We start from the raw sequence: 22,311 nt of genomic DNA on the forward strand, positions 1-22,311 counted from the left end.
GCTGGGATGAATGGAGAACTTGGTCGCATCGGCCCCGCCTACGATGATCCAGGTCACCGGCTCATCGGCCGTGTAGGTGTCCACCGCCGTTTGGTTGTCCGGGACCGACTTCGTGGTCGGGCCGGCCAGCACGGGTGCACTGTCGTCGAGGTCGAGAACCGTCACGGCGACAGCTTGCGTGCTCGTGTTGTTGGCTGCATCCGTCGCCGTGAGGACCACGTCATAGACGTTGTTGGCGCCGCTGTCGGCCGGTGTCTCAAAATCCGGAGCCATCTGGAACGTCAGGGCCCCAGTTGCCGGGTTGACGGCGAACTTGCCCGCGTCCGCGCCCCCGGTGATGGACCAGGTCACCCCCTCATCGGCGGTGAAGGTCGCCACGGTTGTCGTACCCTCGTTCACGGACTTGGCCGAGGCGACCGCACCCGCTCCGCCCGATGGGCCGGTGATCTGGGGCGCCACCTCGTCGAGGTCGAGGACCGTCACAGCAACGCTCTGCTGGCTCGCATTGCTGGCCGCATCGACAGCTTTGACGACCAGGTCATAGACGTTGTTGGTGCCGCTGTCGGTCGGTGTCTCGTAATCAGGCGCCGCAACAAAGGTGAGCGCACCCGTGCTGGCATTGATCGTGAACTTGCTCTGATCCGCGCCTCCGACGATGGACCAGGTGACCGGCTCGTTGGCCGCGAGCGTGGCGACCGCCGTCGTGCCCTCGATCACGGACTTGGCCGAGGCGGTCGCGCCGGGCATGCCCGAAGGTCCGGTGATGAGGGGCGCAGCCTCATCGATGTCAGCCACTGTCACTGTGACGGTCTGCTGGCCCGTGTAGCCGTTCGCATCGGTGGCCAGAATGGTCACGATGTAGGTGTTGTTCACATCCGAGTCGTTGGGTGCCTCAAAGTCCGGCGCAGCAGCAAAGGTGAGCGCGCCTGTTGTCGGGTTGATCGTGAACTTGCCGGCATCGGTGCCACCCTGGATAGACCAGGTGACCGTCCTGTTGGCTGTCAGCGTAGCCACAGCCGTTTGGTTCTCGTTCACCGTCTTGGCCGAGGTCGCGGCTCCGTCAGTGCCGGACGGCCCGGTGATCTGGGGACCACTGGCCCGCGTCGTCGTCAGATAGCTATTGAGCGCGTCGAGGAGGCCGTTGGTGGCGGCGTTGCCGCTGACGCTCGAGCCGTCCGAGTAGGCTTGGGACGAGCCGATGATCCGCAGCCCGTAGTTGCTGGTGGCATCCAGCGTCATGGAGAACTGATTGCTCGATCCATAGGTGATCGTGCGGGCCGGATTGGTCGGATCAGGGATAAAGCCGAACGCATCAAGCGTGCTGCCCTGGGTGTCGCGCCAGTTGATGGCGCCGGGAACGTCGATCACCGTTCCATCATCGAAGGTGAGGCGCAGCGTGCCAGGGATGTCGTTGCCCTGAGCCGTGAACTGACCACTGGTCGAAGGCTGGCTGAACGTAGCCCTGTCAATCTCCAGCGTGCTGAAGATCCGGATGTTGGTGGCCGAATTGTTGCTCGACCCCACGGTGCCGATGAACCCTTCAGGGAACGGCACCGACACGCTCTGGGCGTAAACCGCCGATGCGGTCGAAACGAGGAAAAGAAACGAAGCGGAGATAACGCTCCGCAGACCGGTATGCTTCACGGTGGTGCCGTCCCCAGACATGGCGATTGTTGATGGCTTGCGCCTTGTCGGGACCAGTGAGCCGGGATTGTGGCGCCAGTCTGACTTGCTGACGGCGGCTCAAGGACGGCGCGAGGAGCAGGAATTTGCGGGTAGCATGGCAACAGCGAGGTGGGTTGTTGCACACCCATCAAAGCCGCGCTTGCTCTGGGAAATCCAAGCACAGCAGTGGCTTCGCTTATCTGTCTCTCACCTGCGCAACCTTCGTATGTTGGACATCTGTGGAGAGGGCGGGCTAGCTACCTTTTTCGAGGCACTTTCCTGTCAGAAAACCGCGTCCGGAAATCAGTTGTCCGAGATACCCTGTCCGGCTACTATCCTGACATGCTGATCGGATACGCCCGCGTCTGGACGGACGACCAGAACCTGGACCTGCAGAGGAACGTTCTCTCGCGGGCGGGGTGCAAGCGGGTGTTCGAGGAGAAGGAGAGCGGGCGCGCCGGGACCAAGCGCCCTGCCCTAGCAGGCTGCTGAAGAAGTCTCGAGAACGGACCAGTTTCCCGGCGCGCGCGGCCTGAAGGAGGCTGACGTGCTTGGTTACGAGAGCCGCTTGTGGGGCTTTGCCGGGTCACGCAGCCAGCAGGCGTGGCAGCCGGGCGAGGTTGCAGGCGGTCATGGTGAGGGTGAAGCGGGCACGGACGCGCTCGACGCCGCGATAGACCGTCTGTGCCATCCTGCCGACGGTCTTGGCCCAGCCGAAGGGTTCCTCGATCTTCTTGCGGCGCCTCTGGGACAGAGCGCAGCCTTGGTGGCGAGTGGTGCGTCCGTCGATGGCAGAGTGGCTTGCCTCCTGTGCGACATGCGGGGTCACGCAGGCTCGCCTGAGATCAGCCATGAAGTCCGCGCTGTCGTAGCCCTTGTCGGCGCCGAGAGTGAGGCGACGGGTCGAGCCTGGCGAGTGTTGGTGGATCATGTCCAGTGCAGCCCGGCGCTCGGCTTGGCTGTCGGCCTGCGTCAAGTCCGTCTGGACGATGGGGCCGCTGCGGTTCTCCATCAGGGTATTGTCTATGAAACAGAGCATCGCACCCGTGCCGGGCGACTTCTTGTAGAGCTTGGCCTCGGGATCGGTGGTAGAAGCGTGGGTGGCGTTCGACCGCTTCTCGCCTCGGAAGTCGACCTCGGCATTGCGGTCTCTACGGGCAGGACGGGTCATCGAAGCGGTCTCAGGTTGGGGCTGGTCGGGAGCGCCTGCGGTGCGGGTGGAGGTCGGATCGCCCGGCCCGCTGTCGTCATCGGGTGGGGCATCCTCACCCTTCGCCTGGAAGCTCTTCATTGAGGCCCAGGCTTTTACCAGGGTGCCGTCGACCGAGAAGTGCTCGTCCGACAGCAACGGTGAAACCTCGCGATGCGCCAGGATCGCGGCCAGAAACTTGCGCGACATCTCCGTGGTCAGGAGCCGATCCCGGTTCTTGGTGAACACGGTCGGGACCCACACCGGATCGTCGATGCCCAGGCCCACGAATCAGCGAAACAGCAGGTTGTAGTGCATCTGCTCCATGAGCTGCCGCTCGGAGCGGACCGAGAACAGGATCTGGATCAGGCTCGCCCGCAGCAGCCGTTCTGGGGCGATGGACGGACCACCCTCGGCCGCATAAAGCCGGTCGAACTCGGCATCGAGGCTCGCCAGCGCCTCGTTGACGATCCGCCGGACCCCGCGCAGCGGGTGCCTGGCGGGAATGCGCTCCTCAAGGTCGACATAGCTGAACAGCGACCCCGTGGCCTCGCCCGTCCCGCGCATCTCCGCCCCTATCTGCCCTGGAGCGGTGAAGCATGTCCTCCTAAACGCGTCGAGGGCTGAGTTCTTCAGCAGCCTGCTAAAGCCACATCTATGCGGCACGGAGCTGTCCCGTGTTAGTGGACCTCCTTGGCATGGTAATGTTCTGCGGCTTTGTTGCGCAAATCGCCTGACGGACGGAGCTCCCCTTTCCCCGAACAGACTTACCCCACGGGTTCGGTGACGAGTCGGCCGAGGGCCGTGAAGCCGTTCAGCACGGCCACTCGGACGTGGAACTCGGCGACCTGACGGTGGAAGTCCCGAGCTGTGAGGCGCTGGCCCAAAAGTTTCAGGCAATGCATCGTCGTCTCTGCGCGGCTGTGGCGGTGGTAGCCGCTCCATCGTCGCCAGATGGTTCGACCAAGGCGCTTTGAAGCGCGCAGGGCCTCGTTGCGCGCGACCGCACCGGCGCTGTCGGGCTTCCAGGGTTTGGCGTTCTTGCGGGGCGGCATGACGGCATGTGCTCCGCGCCCCGCGATGGCGTCATGGCACTTGCGGGTGTCGTAGGCCCCGTCGGCGGTGACGCTGCCGATCTCCTGATCGGGTGGGATCTGGTCGAGCAGCTCGGGGAGCACGGGGGGGGCGTCGCCCATGTCGCTGGTGGTGAACTCGGCCGCCCGGATCTCCAGTGTCTGCTTGTCGATACCGATGTGGATCTTGCGCCAGACGCGGCTTTGGAGCCACCGTGCTTGCGGGCGTTCCACTCGCCTTAGCCTTCAACCTTGATCCCGGTGCTGTCGATCAAGAGGTGTAACGGGCTACCTCATCTCCAATAAGGGATGTCGACCTTCAGCGTCTTCTGGCGGCGGCACAGGGTGCTGAAGTCGGGCACCGCCCAGTTCAGGCCGATCAGCCGCAAAAGGCTCTCGACTATCCCTGTCGTCTGCTTGAGCGCCAAGCCGAACAGGACCTTGATCGTCAGGCAGGTCTGGATCGCCGCATCGCTGTATGCGGGCTGCCGACCATGCTTGCCAGTCGGCGCGGCCTCTCACGCCATCGCAGGGTCGAACCAGATCGTCAGCGACCCGCGCCGCTTCAGCGCCTCGTTGTAGTCGGGCCAATTCCGGGTCTTGTACACGGGAGGTGCGGGTCTGCTCGTGCAGCCCAGCTATCTTGATGGACTTACAAAGTGAATTCCCTCAGGCGATTTGCGCAACATAGCCGCAAGGAAAGGGCGTTTTGCCCGTCTCCCTGCACCTACAAGACTTGGTCGAGACGCCGTCCCCGCGGAGGCTGGGGAGACTCGGCGCAACCTTCGCCCCGAGTCTCGGGCTCAAGTTGCGCCGCTGGTGGGTCTTATGACCCGATTCACACAAAGGGGCTGCCTGGTTCAGCTACAGCCGCTGGTACCGCCGCAGGTGTTGCACTTCATGCAGGTGCCGTTCCGGACCAAGGTGTAGTTGCCGCATTCACCGCAAGGATCGCCTTCATAGCCTTGGATGCGGGCCTTGTCGCGAGCGCTGATAGTTCCGGTCGCAAGCGCCGTGGCGGACGTCGCGGGATCGTAGCTGGTCGTCGCCTCAGTGACGGTGAAGGTGCCGTTCAACATGGCAAGGTCCTGCGGCAGCCGCTTGCGCAGATACCCCGTCGAGCTGATCTGCTTGAGCACTGCTATGGACCGTGACGCCGCCGTGTCGCTCACCGGAGAGACGTTCCGCTCGGCCTCGCCATGCCCCAGTTCGTCGAAGCTCGGCCCCTTGGGGGCAACGTGGGCGAGGTCGGTGCGGTCCAGGTAGGAGATCGCCAGTTCGCGGAAGATGTAGTCGAGGATCGACGTGGCAGACTTGATCGAGTCGTTGCCCTGCACCATGCCTGCCGGCTCGAAGCGGGTGAAGGTGAAGGCATCCACGAACTCCTCCAGCGGTACCCCGTACTGAAGGCCGACCGACACGGCGATGGCGAAGTTGTTCATCATCGCCCGGAAGCCCGCGCCTTCCTTGTGCATGTCGAGGAAGATCTCGCCCAGGCGGCCGTCGCCGTACTCGCCCGTGCGGAGATAAACCTTATGGCCGCCGATGATCGCCTTTTGAGTGTATCCCTTGCGGCGAGCCGGGAGCTTGTCACGCTCGCGGGTGCGGATCTCGCGGACGACGATCTTTTCCACGATCTTCTCGGCCAGGACGGCAACCTTCTCGGGTACCGAGCCCGAGGCCAGCACCTCCTCGGCCTCATCGTCACCGTCGATCAGGGCGGCCGCCAGCGGTTGCGACAGCTTGGAGCCGTCGCGGTAGAGCGCGTTGGCCTTCACTCCCAGGGACCAGGACAACATGTAGGCGTCCTGGCAGTCCTGGATGGTCGCGGAGTTGGCCATATTGATCGTCTTGGAGATCGCACCCGAGATGAAGCTCTGCGCTGCCGCCATCATCGTGATGTGCGATTCGACCGACAGGTACCTCTTGCCCTTCTTGCCGCAAGGGTTGGCGCAATCGAACACCGACAGATGCTCGTCCTGCAGGTGGGGGGCGCCCTCCAGGGTCATGGTCCCGCAGACATGGTCGTTCGCAGCTTCGATTTGTGCCTTTGTAAAGCCCAGGTGGCGAAGCAGATCGAAGCCTGGATCGGTCAGCTTGGCGGCCGGGATGCCCAGAGTTCTGGTGCAGAACTCCTCGCCCAGGGTCCACTGGTTAAAGACGAAGCGGATGTCGAAGGCCTGCGGCAGGGCGGCCTCGATCTTTTCAAGCTCCTCGGGCCCGAAGCCGTGCCCAACCAGCGCCGTGTGGTTGATGCCCGGGGCATTGCCGAGCGTGCGGTGACCCACGGCGTAAGCGATGATTTCCTCGATCTGGGCCGACGAGTAGCCAAGCTTATCCAGCGCGGCCGGGACCGACTGGTTGATGATCTTGAAGTAGCCGCCACCCGCGAGTTTCTTGAACTTCACCAGGGCGAAGTCTGGCTCGATGCCCGTGGTATCGCAGTCCATCACCAGGCCGATCGTACCGGTGGGCGCGATGACCGTCGTCTGCGCGTTGCGGTAGCCATGCGCCTCGCCCAAGGTCAGCGCGTCGTCCCAGGCCTGCATGGCCAGTTCCGACAGCCGCGCATCCGGGCAGTTGGCATGGTCCAGCGGCACCGGCTTCACTGCCAGGTTCTCGTAGCCCCCCGTTTGGCCGTGGGCCGCGCGGCGGTGGTTCCGAATAACCCGAAGCATGGATTCGCGGTTGCGCTCGTAACCGGCGAAGGCGCCCCGCTCGGACGCGATCTCGGCGGAGGTCGCATACGCGGTCCCGGTCATGATGGCCGTCAGCGCACCGCAGAGCGCCCGCCCCTTCGCGGAGTCGTAGCCCAGGCCCATGTTCATCAGCAGGCCGCCGATATTGGCATAGCCCAGACCCAGGGTCCGGAAGTCGTAGGACAGCTGCGCGATCTCCTTGGAGGGAAACTGCGCCATCGTGACGCTGATCTCGAGGGTCAGGGTCCAGAGCTTGGTTGCGTGGATGTACCGGGCAGCGTCGAACTCCTCGCCGGTCCAGAAGGTCAGAAGGTTCAGCGAGGCAAGGTTGCAGGCCGTGTCATCGAGGAACATGTATTCCGAGCACGGGTTCGAACCCCGGATCGGCCCGTCGGCCGGGCAGGTGTGCCACGCGTTGACGGTGTCGTGGAATTGGATGCCAGGGTCGGCGCAGGCCCATGCGGCGTGGCCGATCTGATCCCAGAGATCCCGGGCCTTGAGGGACTTGGTGACCTTGCCGTCCCGGCGTGCCTTGAGTTGCCAGTCGCCATCCGCCTCCACGGCGCGCAGGTAGGCGTCGGTCACGCGGATCGAGTTGTTGGAGTTCTGACCCGAGACTGAAGCATAAGCCTCCGAGTCCCAGTCGGTGTCATAGGTGGGGAACTCGATGTGATCGAAGCCCTGCTTCGCGTAGTCGAGCACGCGCTTGATATAGGTTTCGGGAATGGCCGAGTTCTTGGCTTCCCGGACCGCAGCCTTGAGCGCACCATTCTGCGCAGGGTCGTAGGCGTCCTCAGGGCGGCCATCCCAAGCCTTCAGCGCGGCGAAGATGCCGTTCAGCCGCTTCTCATGCATCTTGGAGCCGGCGACGATCGAGGCGACCTTCTGCTCCTCGATGACCTTCCAGTTGATGAATGCCTCGATGTCGGGGTGGTCGGCATCGACGATCACCATCTTGGCCGCGCGACGGGTGGTGCCGCCGGACTTGATCGCACCGGCCGCACGGTCGCCGATCTTGAGAAAGCCCATGAGACCGGACGACTTGCCGCCGCCCGACAGCTTCTCCCCCTCGCCGCGCAGCGAGGAGAAGTTCGTCCCGGTGCCGGAGCCGTATTTGAAGAGCCGGGCCTCGCGCACCCAAAGATCCATGATCCCGCCCTCGTTCACGAGGTCGTCGGCCACGGACTGGATGAAGCAGGCGTGTGGCTGCGGATGTTCGTAGGCGGACTGGGAGCGCACCAGTTCGCCCGACCGGTAGTCCACATAGTAGTGGCCCTGGGCGGGACCGTCGATGCCATAGGCCCAATGCAGCCCGGTGTTGAACCACTGGGGCGAGTTCGGCGCGCCCATCTGGCGGGCCAGCATGTGCCGCATCTCGTCGTAGTAGGCGTGGGCATCGGATTCGGCGGTGAAGTACCCGCCCTTCCAACCCCAATAGGCCCAGGCGCCAGCAAGGCGGTCGAAGACCTGCTTGGCCGAAGTTTCGCCGGCCAGAGCCGATCCTTTGGCGGCCTTGCTGCGCCACAGGAACTCGGGCACGCCCTCCTCCTTCACGCGCGTCACGGCCACTGGCACGCCGGCCTTGCGGAAGTACTTCTGGGCAATCACGTCCGCCGCGACCTGGGACCAAGCCTCGGGCACCTCGAGGGTGTCGAGCTTGAAGACGGTCGTTCCGTCCGGGTTCCGGATCTCGGATGCGGTGGTGCGGAACGGGATCCCTTCATAAGCATCCCGCCCTTCGGTGGTGAATGCACGCGTGATCTTCATTTCGGCCTCCTACGCCGCTCGAGTTCCGTCCTGCGGACAGGGTTGGGCCTTCGGCCCGCATTGCTGCGCGCCGTCACGAACCGACCGGTCCGCAGCTTTCCTTGTCCGTCTTCGCCCGTCGGATACCACCACATCTTGTGGTTGGCTACTGCACCAACACACTCTGTCGCAAGCCGTTCCTCTCGAACAAGTGAATCATGCTGTGGACAAGACGTTTTTCGAGTTTGACTCTCGGCTGCATCAGAGTCCGAGAGAACAGCCCCGATTCTCCGGCACCAGCCCACACGGTTATCCACAGGCCCGTGTCGTCCCTGTAACGGGTCAGGAGATTGTCGAAGCCTCGCGACCCCAGTTCTCGGACAGCTCTGACACCTGATCCGAGAGCCCGCGCCCGCTCAGTTTATCCAGCAGGACTTCCGGAGTTCGTTCATCCGACCCACCCGCCATGCGAATCGAAGAAGTCGAGCAGATGACCCGACAGACCGCTCCGGGGATTGAACTGCAAGGTGGTTAGCAGAATGTTACCGCACTCCGACTTCCTGCAGGTCGGACAACATGAGCTCCAGCCTTCGACCCCCGACTGCCTTGGGCCGCACCGTCTCAACCGACGCAACTCCCACAGGAAGGCTACTCACAAAGAGGTATGGCTGCCTCAGGACCAAGACTGTCCAGACAAAGACTAGCCGACCGCCTTGGAACTATGTGCGGAAAAGAAGCGGCCGGACTGCAGTCTCCTGCACCCCGGCCGATCTGACGGGCCCTTGTTGACCCGCTTTCCTTTCATGGTCGGGGCGGAGAGATTCGAACTCCCGACCCTCTGCTCCCAAAGCAGATGCGCTACCAGACTGCGCTACGCCCCGAACCTGCCCCCTCATAAGGCAGGCCGGAGCGATTGCAAAGACCGTGTCAGACCAGGATGTGGTCTTCCAGTTGGGCTGCAGTGACGCCGCTATCCAGTTTGATCGCGTACTCGGCCAACACGTCCTTATCGACGCTGATCTCCAGCCTGTCGCCCGAGTCGTTGAACCGGACCTGATTGCTCCCAGTGAAGTTCGACTGGCCGATGTATGTCAGGTTCAGAGCCCTGAGATTGATATCGTCGCCAAGGCTGAAGTCGGTGATCACGTCGGCTGTGCTGCCCAGGCCCAGGTCGCTCCGCGACGTGAAGACAAATACGTCGTCCCCAGCGCCGCCGGTCAGATCATCCGCGCCCGACGAGCCGATCAGCGTGTCGACCCCGTCGCCACCGCTCAGGGAGTCGTTGCCGCTTCCCCCCATCAGCGAGTCGTCGCCGTCGCCGCCGAAAAGCTTGTCCGCACCATTCCCGCCGTTCAGGACATCCCTGTCCGTGCCGCCGTTCAGAGTATCCGCTCCGTCGCCGCCCAACAGGCTGTCGTTCCCGCCAAACCCGCTGAGGGTGTCGTCCCCAAGTTCACCAAGAAGCTTCTCGGCGACCCCGGTAGTGCTGCGGCCTTTGATCAAGTCATTGCCCGCGCCACCTGCAAAGACTGAGATCCCGCTGATTGTAAGATTTAGCTTGCCCTCACCGACGGCGATGGTGTCGTTTCCACCGTTGCCTGCGACGATGACGTTCATGCCGGTCGCCTTGAGCACCTCAATGTTGCTTCCAAGATTCGCAGCGTAGATCTTAACGTTGGCTACCGTGACCAGGACCGTGTCCGTGTCGTCGGTCGAAGCACCACTGTCCGAGATCACATCCGAACCACTGCTCGAAGCGATGATGTAGGTATCGCTGCCGTCGCCACCGTTCAGGCTGTCGTCACCGGCTCCGCCGTCCAGACGGTCGCTCCCTGCTCCCCCCTGCAGAGTGTCATTCCCAACGCCGCCGATCAGGGTGTCGGACCCAATGTCGCCCATGAGCAGATCAACACCGTCGCCGCCGCTCAGGGTGTCGCTGCCATCTTTCCCGTCGAGGGTGTCGTCGCCCGCGCCGCCGTAAATTCGGTCGCCCCGAGTGCTGCCGGTCAGCACGTCATTGCCGGCATAGCCAGCCAGAGCGAAGAAGTCCGAGATGATGACGGGCGAGGTCTGGCCGAGGTTGATCGAGTCGTTGCCGGCATCACCGGTCAGCGTCAGATTGTAGCCGTCCGCTTCGAGGAACTCGATCCCACTTACCGCAAACCGGTTGTAGTTGACCGCCCCGTTGGCGAAGGTCATGAGCACCTTGTCCGCAGCGCCGTCTGTGTCTGTGATCGTATCCAGGCTGCCACTGCTAGCGAACACATAGGTGTCGTTGCCGGCACCGCCGTTGAGAGCATCGGTCCCCAACCCCCCATCGAGCCGGTCATCGCCGTCATCGCCGTTCAGCGTGTCGGCTCCGACACCGCCCTGAAGGATGTCGCTGCCGAGGCCGCCGTTCAGGACGTCGTCGTCGTTGCCGCCGTCCAGGGTATCGCCGTCGGCGTTGCCCGTCAGGGTATCCGCGCCGTCGCCGCCGAGAAGGCGGTCACTGCCTGCGCCGCCGGTCAGCGTGTCATTGCCGCCCAGACCAGAGATAGCGGCCCAGCCGCTAAGCGCAATGGCTCCAGCGCTTCGGTCAATAACGTTGCTGTTCTCGTTCCCGGTCAGAACATTGCCGTACCCAGTGGACTTGAGATTCTCAATGCCCTTGCCACGAACCAGTTCGTAGCTGAACGTGGTGTTCGAGGCGGCAACCTGGACGGTGTCATTGCCCGCTCCTACGGCCTCGTTGAAGACATCAAGGCCATCGCCGAAGTTGACCACATAGGTGTCGTTTCCGTCGCCACCGGCCAACGAGTCGTTGCCGGCCCCACCATAAAGAGTGTCGTCGCCCTTGCCGCCGGAAATGGTATCGGTGCCTTCGCGCCCATACAGCGTATCGTTGCCACCATCTGCAGTGTCATTGACATCCCCATGCAGGCGGTCGTCGCCTTCGCCACCATCGAGATAGTCGTTCCCTACACCGCCCAAGAGGGAGTCGTTGCCGTCCACGCCGCCGATGATGTCGTTGCCATCATTACCGTCGAGCAAGTCATTATCGCCCTGGCCGCTGAGGTAGTCGTTGCCAGCACCGCCCTGGATGTTATCAAGCCCCGCGCCGCCTAGCAGGCTATCGCGCCCAGCATTGCCGAACAGTGTATCGTTGCCATCCTCACCATTGATCGCATCGGCGCCGGTGCCGCCCTGGACCGAGTCGTTCCCGGCTCCCAGAGACCATGAGGCATTGCCCGTCAGGTATGAAGAGACTGCAGCCGTGTTGGCCGCAGCCGATCCGGTGATCGACCAGCTTTGCAGGCCAAGCAGTTTCTCAAGCGCAAAGGTGTCCGCGCCGCTGGTGGCGGTCTCGGCCGCGATTGCGGTCTTGATGTCCGTGACCGACAGGGCGAGGCCGGTTAGCGTGTAGTCCGCTACCGAGGACGTGACGGAGGTGATTCCTGTAATCGTGCCGCCTTCGAGCTTGTTGCTGGCGTCATAGGTCAAGGCAGTCCCGGTCAGAGTGAAGGTCGTGCTGCCAATTGCGTAGCTCAGGCTTGTCGTGGTTCGAGTGCTCAGGGTAGCGGTCTTCAAACCTTCGAGGGCAGCAAGGAATCCGAGCAGATTTCCATTCGGCGATCCAATTACCATACTAGGCATAGCACATTCCCTCTGCTGCGAGCCGCACAGTTTCCATTCACCAGCCCGGTTAATGATTAGGGCCAGCCATATCTTCGGATGAGGGTTGTGTAACCAACGCGATCCCTTTGCGTCAATGAATCAATGATGGCTTGAATGCAGCATAACTGGACGCAAATTGTCTCTTTGAGCACGTGAGGCTATCGAATTAGTCGATGATAGGGCGCAATTACGGCCAATTCGCCATAATATTCTCGATCTGGTCCTTAGTGTGGCTGAATTTGAGCAAAGCTGCCTTTGCCACAATGTCTAATTCGCCAGTCCGGAGCGAGCCAACGTGGCCTGGAGCATTCCGCAAATCTTAACTGCCGCCACCAGGGCGCAGAGAGACGGAGACCTCACGTGAGGCAGCGCACGCCGGGAGCATGGGTCAGGCTACGGACCCGCCCCTCACGGGCAGGGCAAGGCGGCCCCTACGCCGATCGAAGGGTGCTGCATCCGGTCGCCGACCTCGATCCCCAGGCGGTCAACCAATCCGCCATTGACCTCTAGGACGAACTGGACGTCATCTCCACCGGGGATCGGCGTGCGATCCATGGGAACAGCGTTCTCGTGGATGGCCAAGACCGTGCCATCGGATCTGGCAAAGATCATGTCGAGCGGGATGAGGGTGTTCTCCATCCAGAAGGCCACGCTCTGGGGAGCGTCATAGACGAAGAGCATTCCCGCCAGAGTGTCCATCCGCTCAACGTTCATGAGCCCCTGGGCTCGTTCGGGAACGTCGTCCGCGACCTGGACCGTGAAACTCACCCGACCGAAGTCGCCGTCAATGGTGACCCGGTCGTCGCGACATTCGGCCGATGCGTTCGAGCCGAGGACAGCGAGAAGGATGGCCCAGGCCGACCGCTTCATGGCAATGCCCGCCCGGCCGTGTCCCAAGCCAGGATGTCGATCGCCAGCCTTCCGCGTTTCCCGTCGACGACCCGCAAGCCTATGGCCTCCCCCGGGGCCAGATCGGCAAAACCGGACTTCCGCAGCACCTCGATGTGCAGGAACACGTCCTCGTCAGAGCCCCAAACATTGGCGAACCCGAAACCCTTGCCCTTGTCGAACCACTTCACGCGCGCCGGCTCCAGCGGCTGCTGCGACAGCAGGGAGGGGTCCATGTCGGCGAGGTCCGACAATCCCGAACCGGGCGGGACGTCCGGCGGCTCGATACCCAAGACCGTCGTGGCCTGCATCCCCCGCTCGGTTCGGGCGGCCTGAACCGTTATGGCCGATCCGTCGGCAACCGTGCTCTGGCCGAAGCTCCTCAGGACGTTGGCGTGCAGAAGGATATCCGGCCCGCCGCCCTCGGCGACAACGAAGCCAAACCCCTTGCCGGGATCGAACCACTTCACATGACCGCGGACGATCAGAGGTCCGCTCGGGTCTTCAGACATATCTCGCAGTCTCGCTTGCCGAGCCGGCAGAAGGCCCGGCCAAAGATTAGGTCAGAGTTCCACACGCAACTCGCTAACGGGCGTCAGCTATCCTACAACGTCAGGACTGGCACGACTAACAAAAAGTCAGGGATTGAGACGTGTTACCGTCCAATCCGAGTCGACGTCCCCTCGCGTCCAACGGAAGCGGTCATGCAGCCGGAACGGACCATCGGCCCAGAATTCCAGCTCCAAGGGCGTCAGTCGGTAGCCGCCCCAGAACGGCGGCCGCGGCGGGTTGGTGCCCAGCCGTGCGGTCACCTTCGCCACCTCGGCAAGCAGCGAGCCGCGGGAGTCCAGGGGACGGGACTGGCGGGATGCCCAGGCGCCAAGTCGGCTCTGGAGCGACCGCGACGCATAATAGGCGTCGGCCTGGGGCCCTTCGACTCGCTCGACCGGGCCTCGGACGCGCACTTGGCGGCGCAGGCTCTTCCAGTGCATCACGAAAGCGGCCCGCCCAGCCCCGTCCAACTCCTCGGCTTTGCTGCTCTCGTAGTTGGTGTAGAATACGAAGCCCTGTGCCTCGATCTCCTTGAGGAGCACCATTCGGACGTTGGGAAGGCCCGATGCGTCCACCGTCGCAAGCGCGATGGCACTCGGATCGTTGGGCTCGGTCCGTTCAGCCTCCCCGAGCCAGGCCCGGGCAATGGCAAAAGGATCGTCGCCTGCGAATATGCCTGTGCGTTCGGTCACGCGTAGTCCCTCCGGCGTCTCGGGGGATAGAACCCTGCCCGTCAGCAGATGCAAGGCCAGACTGCCCTGCGACGCAACGGAACCCACGTCACGCCTTGGGGGCAGGCGACCCTTGATGGTACACAACCGTTCGCCTACACCCGCCGGAACGCCACCAAGGAGGGAAGGCCGCATGCAGACGGATCTGCTCAAGGGCAAGCGCGGCCTCATCATGGGGCTGGCCAACGACAAGTCCATCGCCTGGGGCATTGCCAAGGCTTGCCGCGAGGCGGGTGCGGAGCTTGCCTTTTCTTATCAGGGGGACGCCCTTCTCAAGCGCGTGACGCCGCTTGCCGCGGAGGTTGGGTCGGACATCGTGCTGCCCTGCGACGTGGGAAGCATGGAGTCGATCGATGCCTTGTTCACCGCCCTCAAGGACCGGTGGGGTACGCTCGACTTTCTTGTCCACGCCATCGGTTTCTCAGATAAGGAGCAGCTGCGGGGCCGGTACGTCGATACGACCCGCGACAACTTCCTCCTGACCATGGACATCTCGGTCTTTTCGTTCACGGCCGTCGTGAACCGTGCCGAGAAGATGATGACCGAAGGAGGCTCCTGCCTGACGCTCACCTATTATGGGGCCGAGCGGGTCATGCCGCACTACAACGTCATGGGTGTTGCCAAGGCCGCGCTGGAAGCCTCTGTGCGCTACATGGCCGAGGATCTCGGCAAGACCGGCGTCCGGGTCAACGCCATCAGCGCGGGCCCGATCAAAACCCTGGCCGCATCGGGCATTGGCGACTTCCGCTACATCCTCAAGTGGAACGAGCTGAACTCACCCCTGCGCCGCAACGTGACCCAGGAGGAGGTCGGCAAATCGGCGCTGTACCTCCTCTCGGACCTCGGCAGCGCTGTCACCGGCGAGGTCCTGCATGTGGACGCTGGGTATCATGTCGTCGGAATGAAGGCCGTGGACGCTCCGGACATCTCCGGTCAGACCTGATGGCTTCGCCGCCCAGGACCGGTTGGCAACCATGGACGGCGTGACGCTCGCCCAGATGGGTCTCTTCGTCGCTACCCTGTCGGTCGCGATCCTGTCGCCAGGGCCAGGCATCGTGGCGGTGTCACAGGCCGCCTTCAGCCTCGGACGCCGCGGCGCCCTGCCCTATGCCCTGGGTCTTGCGATAGGGGCATCCGCTTGGTGCCTTGTGGCGCTCCTCGGGCTGACCGTCGTTTTCGAAGCCCTGCCGCTGGCCTTGTCGGCCTTCCATGTCGCAGGCGGCCTGTATCTCTTGTGGATCGCGTTCAAGATGTGGCGTCATGCGGTCGATCCGCTCCCCGCGTCCACGCGCGCGGGACATGGCTTCATGGCCGGGTTCGCCCTCAACGCCTCCAACCCCAAGCCGGGGCTGTTCTATGCCTCGGTACTGCTGTCGATCTTTCCCGACCTGAACGGCTTTGGTCCCAACGCTTCGGTCTACGCCGTCGCGCTCGGGGTCGAACTCGCCTTTTACCTGTCGCTTGCCGCCGTCCTATCCGCCGCGGCGATCCGGACCCGCTACTTCGCGCTGAAGCCCTGGATCGATCGTGCGGCAGCCCTCATGATCGCGGCTCTCGGCGTCCTTCTGATCCTGCGCCACTGACCGAACGGATATCTCCATGACCGACCGCCTCCCCCACGAGAAAGGCTTCCACATCTCCTGGGACCAGATCCACAGGGACAGTCGGGCGTTGGCCTGGCGGCTCGATGGCCAGGGACCTGACGCGGGTGCCTGGAAGGCCGTCGTCGCGATCACCCGCGGTGGAATGGCCCCCGCGATGATCGTGAGCCGCGAGCTGGGCATTCGCACCGTGGATACTATCAGCGTCCAAAGCTACAATCACCAGTCCCAGTCAGAGGCCAAGGTCCTCAAGGCCCCTGACGCGGAGCTGATGGGAGACGGCACGGGCATCCTGATCGTCGATGATCTGGTCGATTCGGGCCGGACCCTGGAGCTTGTCCGGCAGATGTATCCGAAGGCTCATTTTGCGACCGTCTACGCCAAGCCAAAGGGCAAGCCGCAGGTGAACACCTATATCACCGAGGTCAGCCAGGACACTTGGATCTTCTTTCCCTGGGACATGGCCCTTCAATACGTCGAGCCCTATCGCGGCCGGGACTGACATCGACCATCGCGGCTCTGCACCTTGCCGTGGACGGAGCCGCCCCTCGTGCCCGGAGGTAGCCTAATGACGTTCGCACGAACCACTACAACCTTCGCCCCTCCCGTCATGGAGGCGCGGCGCTGGCTCGATGGCGTGGAGTTCCCGCCCGACCGCCCGCTGATCAACGTGAGCCAAGCTGCCCCGGTCGACCCGCCCCCTGCCCCCCTCCGTGCCGCCATGGCGGAGATGGTGCTGTCCGACCCCGCCGTCCATCTGTATGGGCCGGTTCTTGGCCTGCCCCAACTCCGGGCTGAGATCGCGGAACAGTGGTCCGCCTCTTACAGCGGCGCAATCGATCCAGGTCAGGTCGCCATCACATCGGGCTGCAATCAGGCGTACTGCGCAGCGATCGCGACGCTTTGCGCCGAAGGGGATGAGGTCATCCTGCCCGTCCCTTACTACTTCAATCACCGCATGTGGAACGACATGGCCGGGGTCGTCACGGTGCCACTCCGGACCGGTCCTGGCCTCATCCCTGACGCTGACCACGCTGCCGCGCTCGTAACAGAACGGACACGGGCAATTGTGTTGGTTTCCCCAAACAACCCAGGAGGCGCTGAATACTCTGCGGAAACCCTGCGCGCCTTTCTTGAGCTTGCGCGGACGCGGGGGCTCGCATTCATCCTCGATGAGACGTACCGCGACTTCCACTCGCAGGAGGGTGCTCCGCACGACCTGTTCCAGGACCCGGACTGGGCGGACACCCTGATTCAGCTTTACTCCTTCTCCAAAGCCTTCCGGCTGACCGGACATCGGGTCGGGGCCATCCTGTCCTCGCCCGAGCGTTTGTCCGAAGTCGAGAAGTTCCTCGACACCGTCGCCATCTGTCCGGCCCAGATCGGGCAGCATGCGGCGCTCTGGGGCATGCGTCACCTGCGGGACTGGGTTGCGGGCGAGCGGCTCGAAATACTGGACCGTCGCGTGGCGGTGGTTGACGGCTTCCCCCGACTCGCGACCAAGGGGTGGGAGTTGCAGGGCTGTGGCGCCTACTTCGCCTATGTCCGGCACCCCTTCCCCGAACGCTCCGACACCGTGGCCAAGCGACTGGTCCGCGATGCCGGCGTGCTCCTTCTTCCCGGCACGATGTTCATGCCCGACCACATGCCCGACGCCGCGCACGGCCTGCGGATCGCCTTCGCGAACGTGGACCGCCTAGGGATCGCAGCTTTGATCAACAGGCTCGACGCGGTGTCCCCCTGACGCTTGCAGGCGCTCGCGGCCCCGCCTATGCAGAGCCGGCCCCGTGAGAGGGCACGAGGGGGACGAGGCCGATGGCGGCGCGCAAGACCACCAAATGGATCTACTGGCTGATGATGGGGCTCCTCCTGTTGGGGCTCGGAGGCTGGTTCACCGGCGGAGGCCGCGCCCGTGCGACCTCGATCGGGAGCGTCGATGGCCTGGACATCCGTGCCCAGGATTACGCGAACACCCTGCGCAACCAGATGCAGAACATCGGGGAACAGACGGGCCAGGCCCTGACCATGGAGCAGGCCACGGCGATGGGCCTGGACCGTGCGGTGCTGTCCCAAGTCGTGAGCCAGCGGGTACTGGATGCCGAAGCGCAGCGGCTTGGCCTGTCCGTGGGCGACCTTCGCGTGGCCCAGGCGGTTCAATCGACCCCGGCCTTCCAAGGCTTGAACGGAGAGTTTGACCGGCAGGTCTACCGCGAGGCCTTGCGCCGCAACGGACTCGATGAAGGCCGGTTCGAAACCTCCCTCCGGGAGGATACAACCCGCACCATTCTTCAGGCTGCCGTTGTCGGCGGCATGCCGGAACCCACCACTTATGCCGGGATCCTTGCGGCCTACTCCAACGAGACGCGGGGCGTTACCTGGGCCACCGTCGGTCCCGAGGCCGTCGCCAACCGGCCCGAGCCGACAAGCGAGGATCTGCGCGGCTACTACGAAGCTCACCCCGACGAGTTCACCGCCCCCGAACTTCGCGAGATCAGCTATGCTTGGCTGACGCCGGAGATGATTCAGGACGAGTTGCCGGTGGACGATGCGGCCGTGCAGGAGCTTTATGACAGCCGCCTGGACGAGTTCGTTCAGGAGGAGCGTCGTCTGGTCGAACGCCTTGTGTTCCCTGACGATCAGCAGGCCCAAGCCGCGCGGTCGCGACTCGACTCGGGCGAGGCCACCTTCGAGACACTTGTGGAGGAGCGTGGTCTGCTTCTGTCCGACACGGACCTCGGCGACGTGGCGCAAGCCGAGCTCGACGAGGCCGGTGAAGCCGTCTTCGCCGCCCAGACCGGCGACATCGTGGGCCCACTGCCCTCCGCGCTTGGGCCGGCCATGTACCGCGTCAACGCGGTGCTGGCCGCCGACGAGACGACATTCGAGGAAGCTGCCCCCGATCTGCGCATCGAGATCGCCAACGACCGGGCCCGCGATCTGATTGCCGACCTGCGGCCCCAGGTCGAGGACCTGATCGCCGGGGGGGCCAGCATCGAGGATCTCGACAGCCAGACGGACCTCCAGTCCGGGACCATCAAGTGGACCGAGGCGGCAAGCGATGGGCCCGCGGCCTATCAGGAGTTCCGGCAGGCCGCCCAAGCGGCGCAGGAGGGCGACTTCCCCGAGATCGTGGATCTCGCTGACGGAGGACTGTTCGTCCTGCGACTCGACGGCGTGACGCCCCCCGAGTTGCGACCATTCGATGACGTCGCCCCCGAGGTCCGCACGGCTTGGGAGCGGGAAGCCCTGAACGAGGCTGTCGCGGCGCTTGCGCAGTCCAAGGCCGACGCCATTGCCGGCGGAGCCAGCTTCGAGGAGCAGGGCCTTGCTCCCCGCTCCGAACCGGCCCTGAACCGCCGGGGAGCCGTCGAAGGAACCCCGCCGGACTTCGTCGAGACCGCCTTCGCAATGGCCGAGGGCGAGGCGCGCGTCATTCCCGCGGAGGACGGAGCCGTCGTGATGCGGCTGGACACGGTGCAACCCGCAGCGGACGACGCCCCTGCCGTGGTAGCCGAGCAGGCCGCCATTGCGTCGCAGGTGTCGGGCTCAATCTCCCAGGATGTTTTTGCGGCCTTCTCTCAGCAACTGCAGACCGGGGCCGAGATCCGCATCAACGACCAGGCCGTTGCCGCCGTGAACGCGCAGCTGAACTGATGGCTCTCTTCCCCGATTACGAGGCGTTCCGGACGAGCTACGAGGCTGGGCGCAATCAGGTGGTCTGGACCCGGCTCGCCGCCGACCTCGACACGCCGGTTTCCTTGATGCTCAAGCTCGCGGGTGCTGCACGGCATTCCTTCATGCTGGAAAGCGTGACCGGCGGAGAGATACGCGGGCGCTATTCCATCATCGGAATGAACCCCGATCTGGTGTGGGACTGCCGCGGTGCCGTGAGCCGTCTGAACCGGGCCGCCCGTTACGACGATGAAGCGTTCGAGGATCTGCCCGGCTCGCCGGTGGAGACGCTCCGTGCCCTGCTTGCGGAATGCCGGATCGACCTTCCGGAGGAGCTTCCGGCCGCCTCGGCTGGGCTGTTCGGCTATCTGGGTTACGACATGGTCCGCCTTGTCGAGAAGCTGCCAGACCAGCGTCCCGATCCGCTCGGGCTTCCCGACGCCGTGATGCTGCGGCCTTCGGTCGTGGCCGTCCTTGATGGCGTGAAAGGCGATGTGATCCTGGTTGCGCCGGCTTGGACCGGCTCGGGCCTGTCCGCCAAGGCGGCCCATGCTCAGGCGGCAGAGCGCGTAATGGATGCCCAACGTGCGCTCGAACGCGGGGTGCCCCAGGCCGCGCGGGCACTCGGAGCCCCGCGCGAGCCATCGCCGCCGGTGTCCAACTTCACCAAAGCGGGCTACATGGCGGCTGTCGATAAGGCCAAGGAGTACATCCGGGCCGGTGACATCTTCCAGGTGGTCCCTGCGCAGCGCTGGACCCAGACCTTCAGTGAGCCGCCCTTCGCACTGTACCGGAGCCTCCGGCGAACCAACCCATCCCCCTTCATGTTCTTCTTCAACTTCGGGGAGTTCCAGGTGATCGGCGCGTCGCCGGAGATCTTGGTTCGGGTCTTCGGCAAGCAGGTGACGATCCGCCCGATCGCGGGCACTCGTCCACGGGGGGCAACGCCGGAGCAGGATCGGGTCCATGAGGAGTCCCTGCTGGCCGACCAGAAGGAACGGGCCGAGCACCTGATGCTGCTCGACCTCGGGCGCAACGATGTGGGCCGGGTGGCCAAGCCGGGCACCGTCCGCCCGACCGAAACCTTCGTCATCGAACGCTACTCCCACGTCATGCACATCGTGTCGAACGTCGTGGGGGAGCTTGCCGACGATCAGGACGCGCTGTCGGCCTTTTTCGCCGGGATGCCGGCCGGCACTGTCTCGGGCGCGCCCAAGGTGCGGGCCATGCAGATCATCGACGAGCTCGAGCCCGAGAAACGTGGCGTCTATGGCGGCGGCGTGGGCTACTTCTCCGCGAACGGCGACATGGACATGTGCATCGCCCTGCGCACGGCCGTGCTGAAGGGCGATCAGCTTTACATCCAGTCCGGCGGCGGTGTCGTCTATGACAGCGATCCCGAGGCCGAGTACATGGAAACGGTTCACAAGTCGCAGGCTATCCGCAAGGCCGCCGAGGACGCGGCGATGTTCCGTCCCGAGGGGAACTCCTAGTCAGCGCCCGGCACGCCGGCGGGCGGACGTCAGGCCGCCACCGGCTCCACCGAACCAAGGGCCTTTTCTAGAACCTCGATCCCCGCGCCGGGCCGGTTCGCCTCTTCGGACAGGATGCGCCGCCAACTGCGCGCGCCGGGCCGCCCCGTGAACAGCCCCAGCATGTGACGGGTCACCTGATGAAGGCGCCCTCCTGACGCGAGATGGGCCTGCAGATAGGGGATCATGGCGCGGGCGGCAGCCTCGGGGCTTCGGACCGGGTTCTGGGTGCCGAAGACACGTCGATCAGCATCGCCCAGGATCTCCCAAGGCGCGTGGTACGCGGCCCGGCCGACCATCACCCCGTCCAGCCCCTGCTGGAGCAGGGCCTCAACTTCATCAAGGGTCTGCACGCCACCATTTGTCGACAGGTGCAGATCGGGAAACTGCGTTTTCATGGCCACGACCAGCTCATGATCGAGCGGCGGAAGCTCGCGGTTCTCCTTTGGGGAGAGACCCTGGAGCCAGGCTTTGCGGGCGTGGATGGTGACCCGTCGGACGCCTGCCCGCGAGATCGCCTGGAGGAAGCGGGGGAGAGCCACGTGGGGATCTTGGTCGTCGACACCGATCCGGCACTTCACCGTCACTTCGGCGTCGGTTTCCGCCTGCATGGCCCGGACACATTCGGCCACGAGATCAGGCTGCAGCATCAGCACCGCTCCGAAGCAGCCCGACTGCACCCGATCGGACGGGCAGCCGCAGTTCAGGTTGATCTCGGGGTATCCAAACTCCCCGCCGATGCGGGCAGCCGCCGCCAGTTCAAGCGGATCGGACCCGCCGAGTTGGAGAGCCACAGGCTGTTCCTCCCGAGAAAACCCGAGAAGGCGCCTTCGGTCGCCATGCACCACGGCAGCGGCGGTTACCATCTCGGTGTACAAGAGGCTTCGCCCCGAAAGAACCCGGTGGAACGTGCGGCAGTGGCGATCCGTCCAGTCCATCATCGGTGCGACGGACAGGCGGGAAGCTTCTAAGGCACTAATGTCGTTCATTTTTCATTGCTCGCCGCGGGCTGCGTTGGTGACTTTGAACCCTAAGGTTTCCTGAGGTTTCATCAGGTCCGCCGATATGACCGGATGCCGAGTGCTACCGCGTAGCACAACCACCTTGGCCCCGTGGCAGTACATCCGAGGTCCTCCAAGCCGCTCACGATCATGTGATCTTACTCCTTTGATTTCGGGCATCCGGACGCTCTCGGGCCCGCGGCGAAGAACCGAATCTCTGGTCGAACATCATTCTGGTCTGCCCCCTGAAAAGTGGTCCTCCCTGAAGTAGGCTTTCGGGCCTGAGGAGGACGAAGGAATGCCCC

The 22,311-nt window shown here is 64.1% G+C and carries 14 protein-coding genes, 1 tRNA gene and 2 pseudogenes; 7 read left to right on the forward strand and 10 right to left on the reverse strand.

Features of this window, described 5'->3' with window-relative positions; genetic code table 11:
• Window positions 1-1,644: cadherin repeat domain-containing protein (locus FHG66_RS19770; protein ID WP_176556361.1), on the reverse strand; the 1,644-nt coding region annotated here is incomplete at its 3' end.
• A gap of 363 nt (window positions 1,645-2,007) precedes the next feature.
• Here FHG66_RS19770 and FHG66_RS19775 point away from each other — a divergent pair.
• Window positions 2,008-2,157, forward strand: a complete 150-nt coding sequence (locus FHG66_RS19775) for a recombinase family protein (RefSeq protein WP_139078833.1) — start codon at window positions 2,008-2,010, stop codon at window positions 2,155-2,157.
• A 94-nt stretch (window positions 2,158-2,251) separates the two neighbouring features.
• Here FHG66_RS19775 and FHG66_RS19780 read toward each other — a convergent pair.
• The 8 genes and pseudogenes from FHG66_RS19780 to pdxH all read right to left on the reverse strand — a co-directional run bounded on the left by FHG66_RS19780 (window position 2,252) and on the right by pdxH (window position 14,161).
• A pseudogene (locus tag FHG66_RS19780) lies at window positions 2,252-3,421 on the reverse strand (IS5 family transposase).
• Window positions 3,422-3,621: 200 nt separating this feature from the next.
• Window positions 3,622-4,565 (reverse strand): annotated as a pseudogene (locus FHG66_RS19785) (IS5 family transposase).
• A 222-nt stretch (window positions 4,566-4,787) separates the two neighbouring features.
• Entirely contained in the window at window positions 4,788-8,393 is a 3,606-nt protein-coding gene (locus FHG66_RS19790) for a vitamin B12-dependent ribonucleotide reductase (protein ID WP_139078835.1), read from the reverse strand.
• 783 nt (window positions 8,394-9,176) lie between these two features.
• A tRNA-Pro gene (locus FHG66_RS19795) sits at window positions 9,177-9,253 on the reverse strand.
• Between the two features lie 46 nt (window positions 9,254-9,299).
• A complete protein-coding gene (locus FHG66_RS19800; protein WP_176556362.1) occupies window positions 9,300-11,855 on the reverse strand; it encodes a calcium-binding protein in 2,556 nt (851 codons plus the stop codon).
• Between the two features lie 582 nt (window positions 11,856-12,437).
• A complete protein-coding gene (locus tag FHG66_RS19805; RefSeq protein ID WP_139078839.1) occupies window positions 12,438-12,899 on the reverse strand; it encodes a DUF192 domain-containing protein in 462 nt (153 codons plus the stop codon).
• Window positions 12,896-13,429: a cold-shock protein gene (locus tag FHG66_RS19810; protein ID WP_139078841.1), complete on the reverse strand. Its 534-nt coding sequence runs from the start codon at window positions 13,427-13,429 to the stop codon at window positions 12,896-12,898. Before FHG66_RS19810 ends, FHG66_RS19805 begins: the two co-directional genes overlap by 4 nt.
• Window positions 13,430-13,555: 126 nt before the next feature.
• Window positions 13,556-14,161, reverse strand: coding sequence for a pyridoxamine 5'-phosphate oxidase (pdxH, locus tag FHG66_RS19815; RefSeq protein WP_246082694.1), 606 nt, complete (start codon window positions 14,159-14,161; stop codon window positions 13,556-13,558).
• Between the two features lie 172 nt (window positions 14,162-14,333).
• Between pdxH and fabI the strand changes: the two genes are divergently transcribed.
• From fabI to trpE, 6 genes are all read left to right on the forward strand, one after another.
• Window positions 14,334-15,143 (forward strand): enoyl-ACP reductase FabI, encoded by an 810-nt coding sequence (fabI, locus tag FHG66_RS19820; RefSeq protein ID WP_139078844.1) that lies wholly within the window; start codon window positions 14,334-14,336, stop codon window positions 15,141-15,143.
• Between the two features lie 31 nt (window positions 15,144-15,174).
• The gene (locus tag FHG66_RS19825) at window positions 15,175-15,783 is read left to right on the forward strand and encodes a LysE family translocator (RefSeq protein WP_139078846.1); all 609 of its coding nucleotides are present in this window, start codon (window positions 15,175-15,177) and stop codon (window positions 15,781-15,783) included.
• A 16-nt stretch (window positions 15,784-15,799) separates the two neighbouring features.
• A complete protein-coding gene (gpt, locus tag FHG66_RS19830) occupies window positions 15,800-16,303 on the forward strand; it encodes a xanthine phosphoribosyltransferase (protein WP_139078847.1) in 504 nt (167 codons plus the stop codon).
• 66 nt (window positions 16,304-16,369) lie between these two features.
• Window positions 16,370-17,545, forward strand: a complete 1,176-nt coding sequence (locus FHG66_RS19835; RefSeq protein ID WP_139078849.1) for an aminotransferase — start codon at window positions 16,370-16,372, stop codon at window positions 17,543-17,545.
• A gap of 71 nt (window positions 17,546-17,616) precedes the next feature.
• Entirely contained in the window at window positions 17,617-19,455 is a 1,839-nt protein-coding gene (locus tag FHG66_RS19840; RefSeq protein WP_139078851.1) for a peptidyl-prolyl cis-trans isomerase, read from the forward strand.
• Entirely contained in the window at window positions 19,455-20,966 is a 1,512-nt protein-coding gene (gene trpE / locus FHG66_RS19845; protein ID WP_139078853.1) for an anthranilate synthase component I, read from the forward strand. Before FHG66_RS19840 ends, trpE begins: the two co-directional genes overlap by 1 nt.
• Before the next feature lie 29 nt (window positions 20,967-20,995).
• On the opposite strand, the gene dusA is transcribed toward trpE, so the two are convergent.
• Window positions 20,996-21,994, reverse strand: coding sequence for a tRNA dihydrouridine(20/20a) synthase DusA (dusA, locus tag FHG66_RS19850; RefSeq protein WP_139078854.1), 999 nt, complete (start codon window positions 21,992-21,994; stop codon window positions 20,996-20,998).
• Window positions 21,995-22,311 lie beyond the last annotated feature (317 nt).

Source organism: Rubellimicrobium rubrum (assembly GCF_006152115.1).
Classification (GTDB): domain Bacteria; phylum Pseudomonadota; class Alphaproteobacteria; order Rhodobacterales; family Rhodobacteraceae; genus Rubellimicrobium; species Rubellimicrobium rubrum.

Coding starts and splice junctions, on each gene's coding strand:
- FHG66_RS19825 (WP_139078846.1), top strand. CDS start 15,175: ATGGACGGCGTGACGCTCGCCCAGATGGGTCTCTTCGTCGCTACCCTG.
- FHG66_RS19810 (WP_139078841.1), bottom strand. CDS start 13,429: ATGTCTGAAGACCCGAGCGGACCTCTGATCGTCCGCGGTCATGTGAAG.
- dusA (WP_139078854.1), bottom strand. CDS start 21,994: ATGAACGACATTAGTGCCTTAGAAGCTTCCCGCCTGTCCGTCGCACCG.
- FHG66_RS19840 (WP_139078851.1), top strand. CDS start 17,617: ATGGCGGCGCGCAAGACCACCAAATGGATCTACTGGCTGATGATGGGG.
- FHG66_RS19790 (WP_139078835.1), bottom strand. CDS start 8,393: ATGAAGATCACGCGTGCATTCACCACCGAAGGGCGGGATGCTTATGAA.
- gpt (WP_139078847.1), top strand. CDS start 15,800: ATGACCGACCGCCTCCCCCACGAGAAAGGCTTCCACATCTCCTGGGAC.
- trpE (WP_139078853.1), top strand. CDS start 19,455: ATGGCTCTCTTCCCCGATTACGAGGCGTTCCGGACGAGCTACGAGGCT.
- FHG66_RS19835 (WP_139078849.1), top strand. CDS start 16,370: ATGACGTTCGCACGAACCACTACAACCTTCGCCCCTCCCGTCATGGAG.
- FHG66_RS19805 (WP_139078839.1), bottom strand. CDS start 12,899: ATGAAGCGGTCGGCCTGGGCCATCCTTCTCGCTGTCCTCGGCTCGAAC.
- fabI (WP_139078844.1), top strand. CDS start 14,334: ATGCAGACGGATCTGCTCAAGGGCAAGCGCGGCCTCATCATGGGGCTG.
- FHG66_RS19775 (WP_139078833.1), top strand. CDS start 2,008: ATGCTGATCGGATACGCCCGCGTCTGGACGGACGACCAGAACCTGGAC.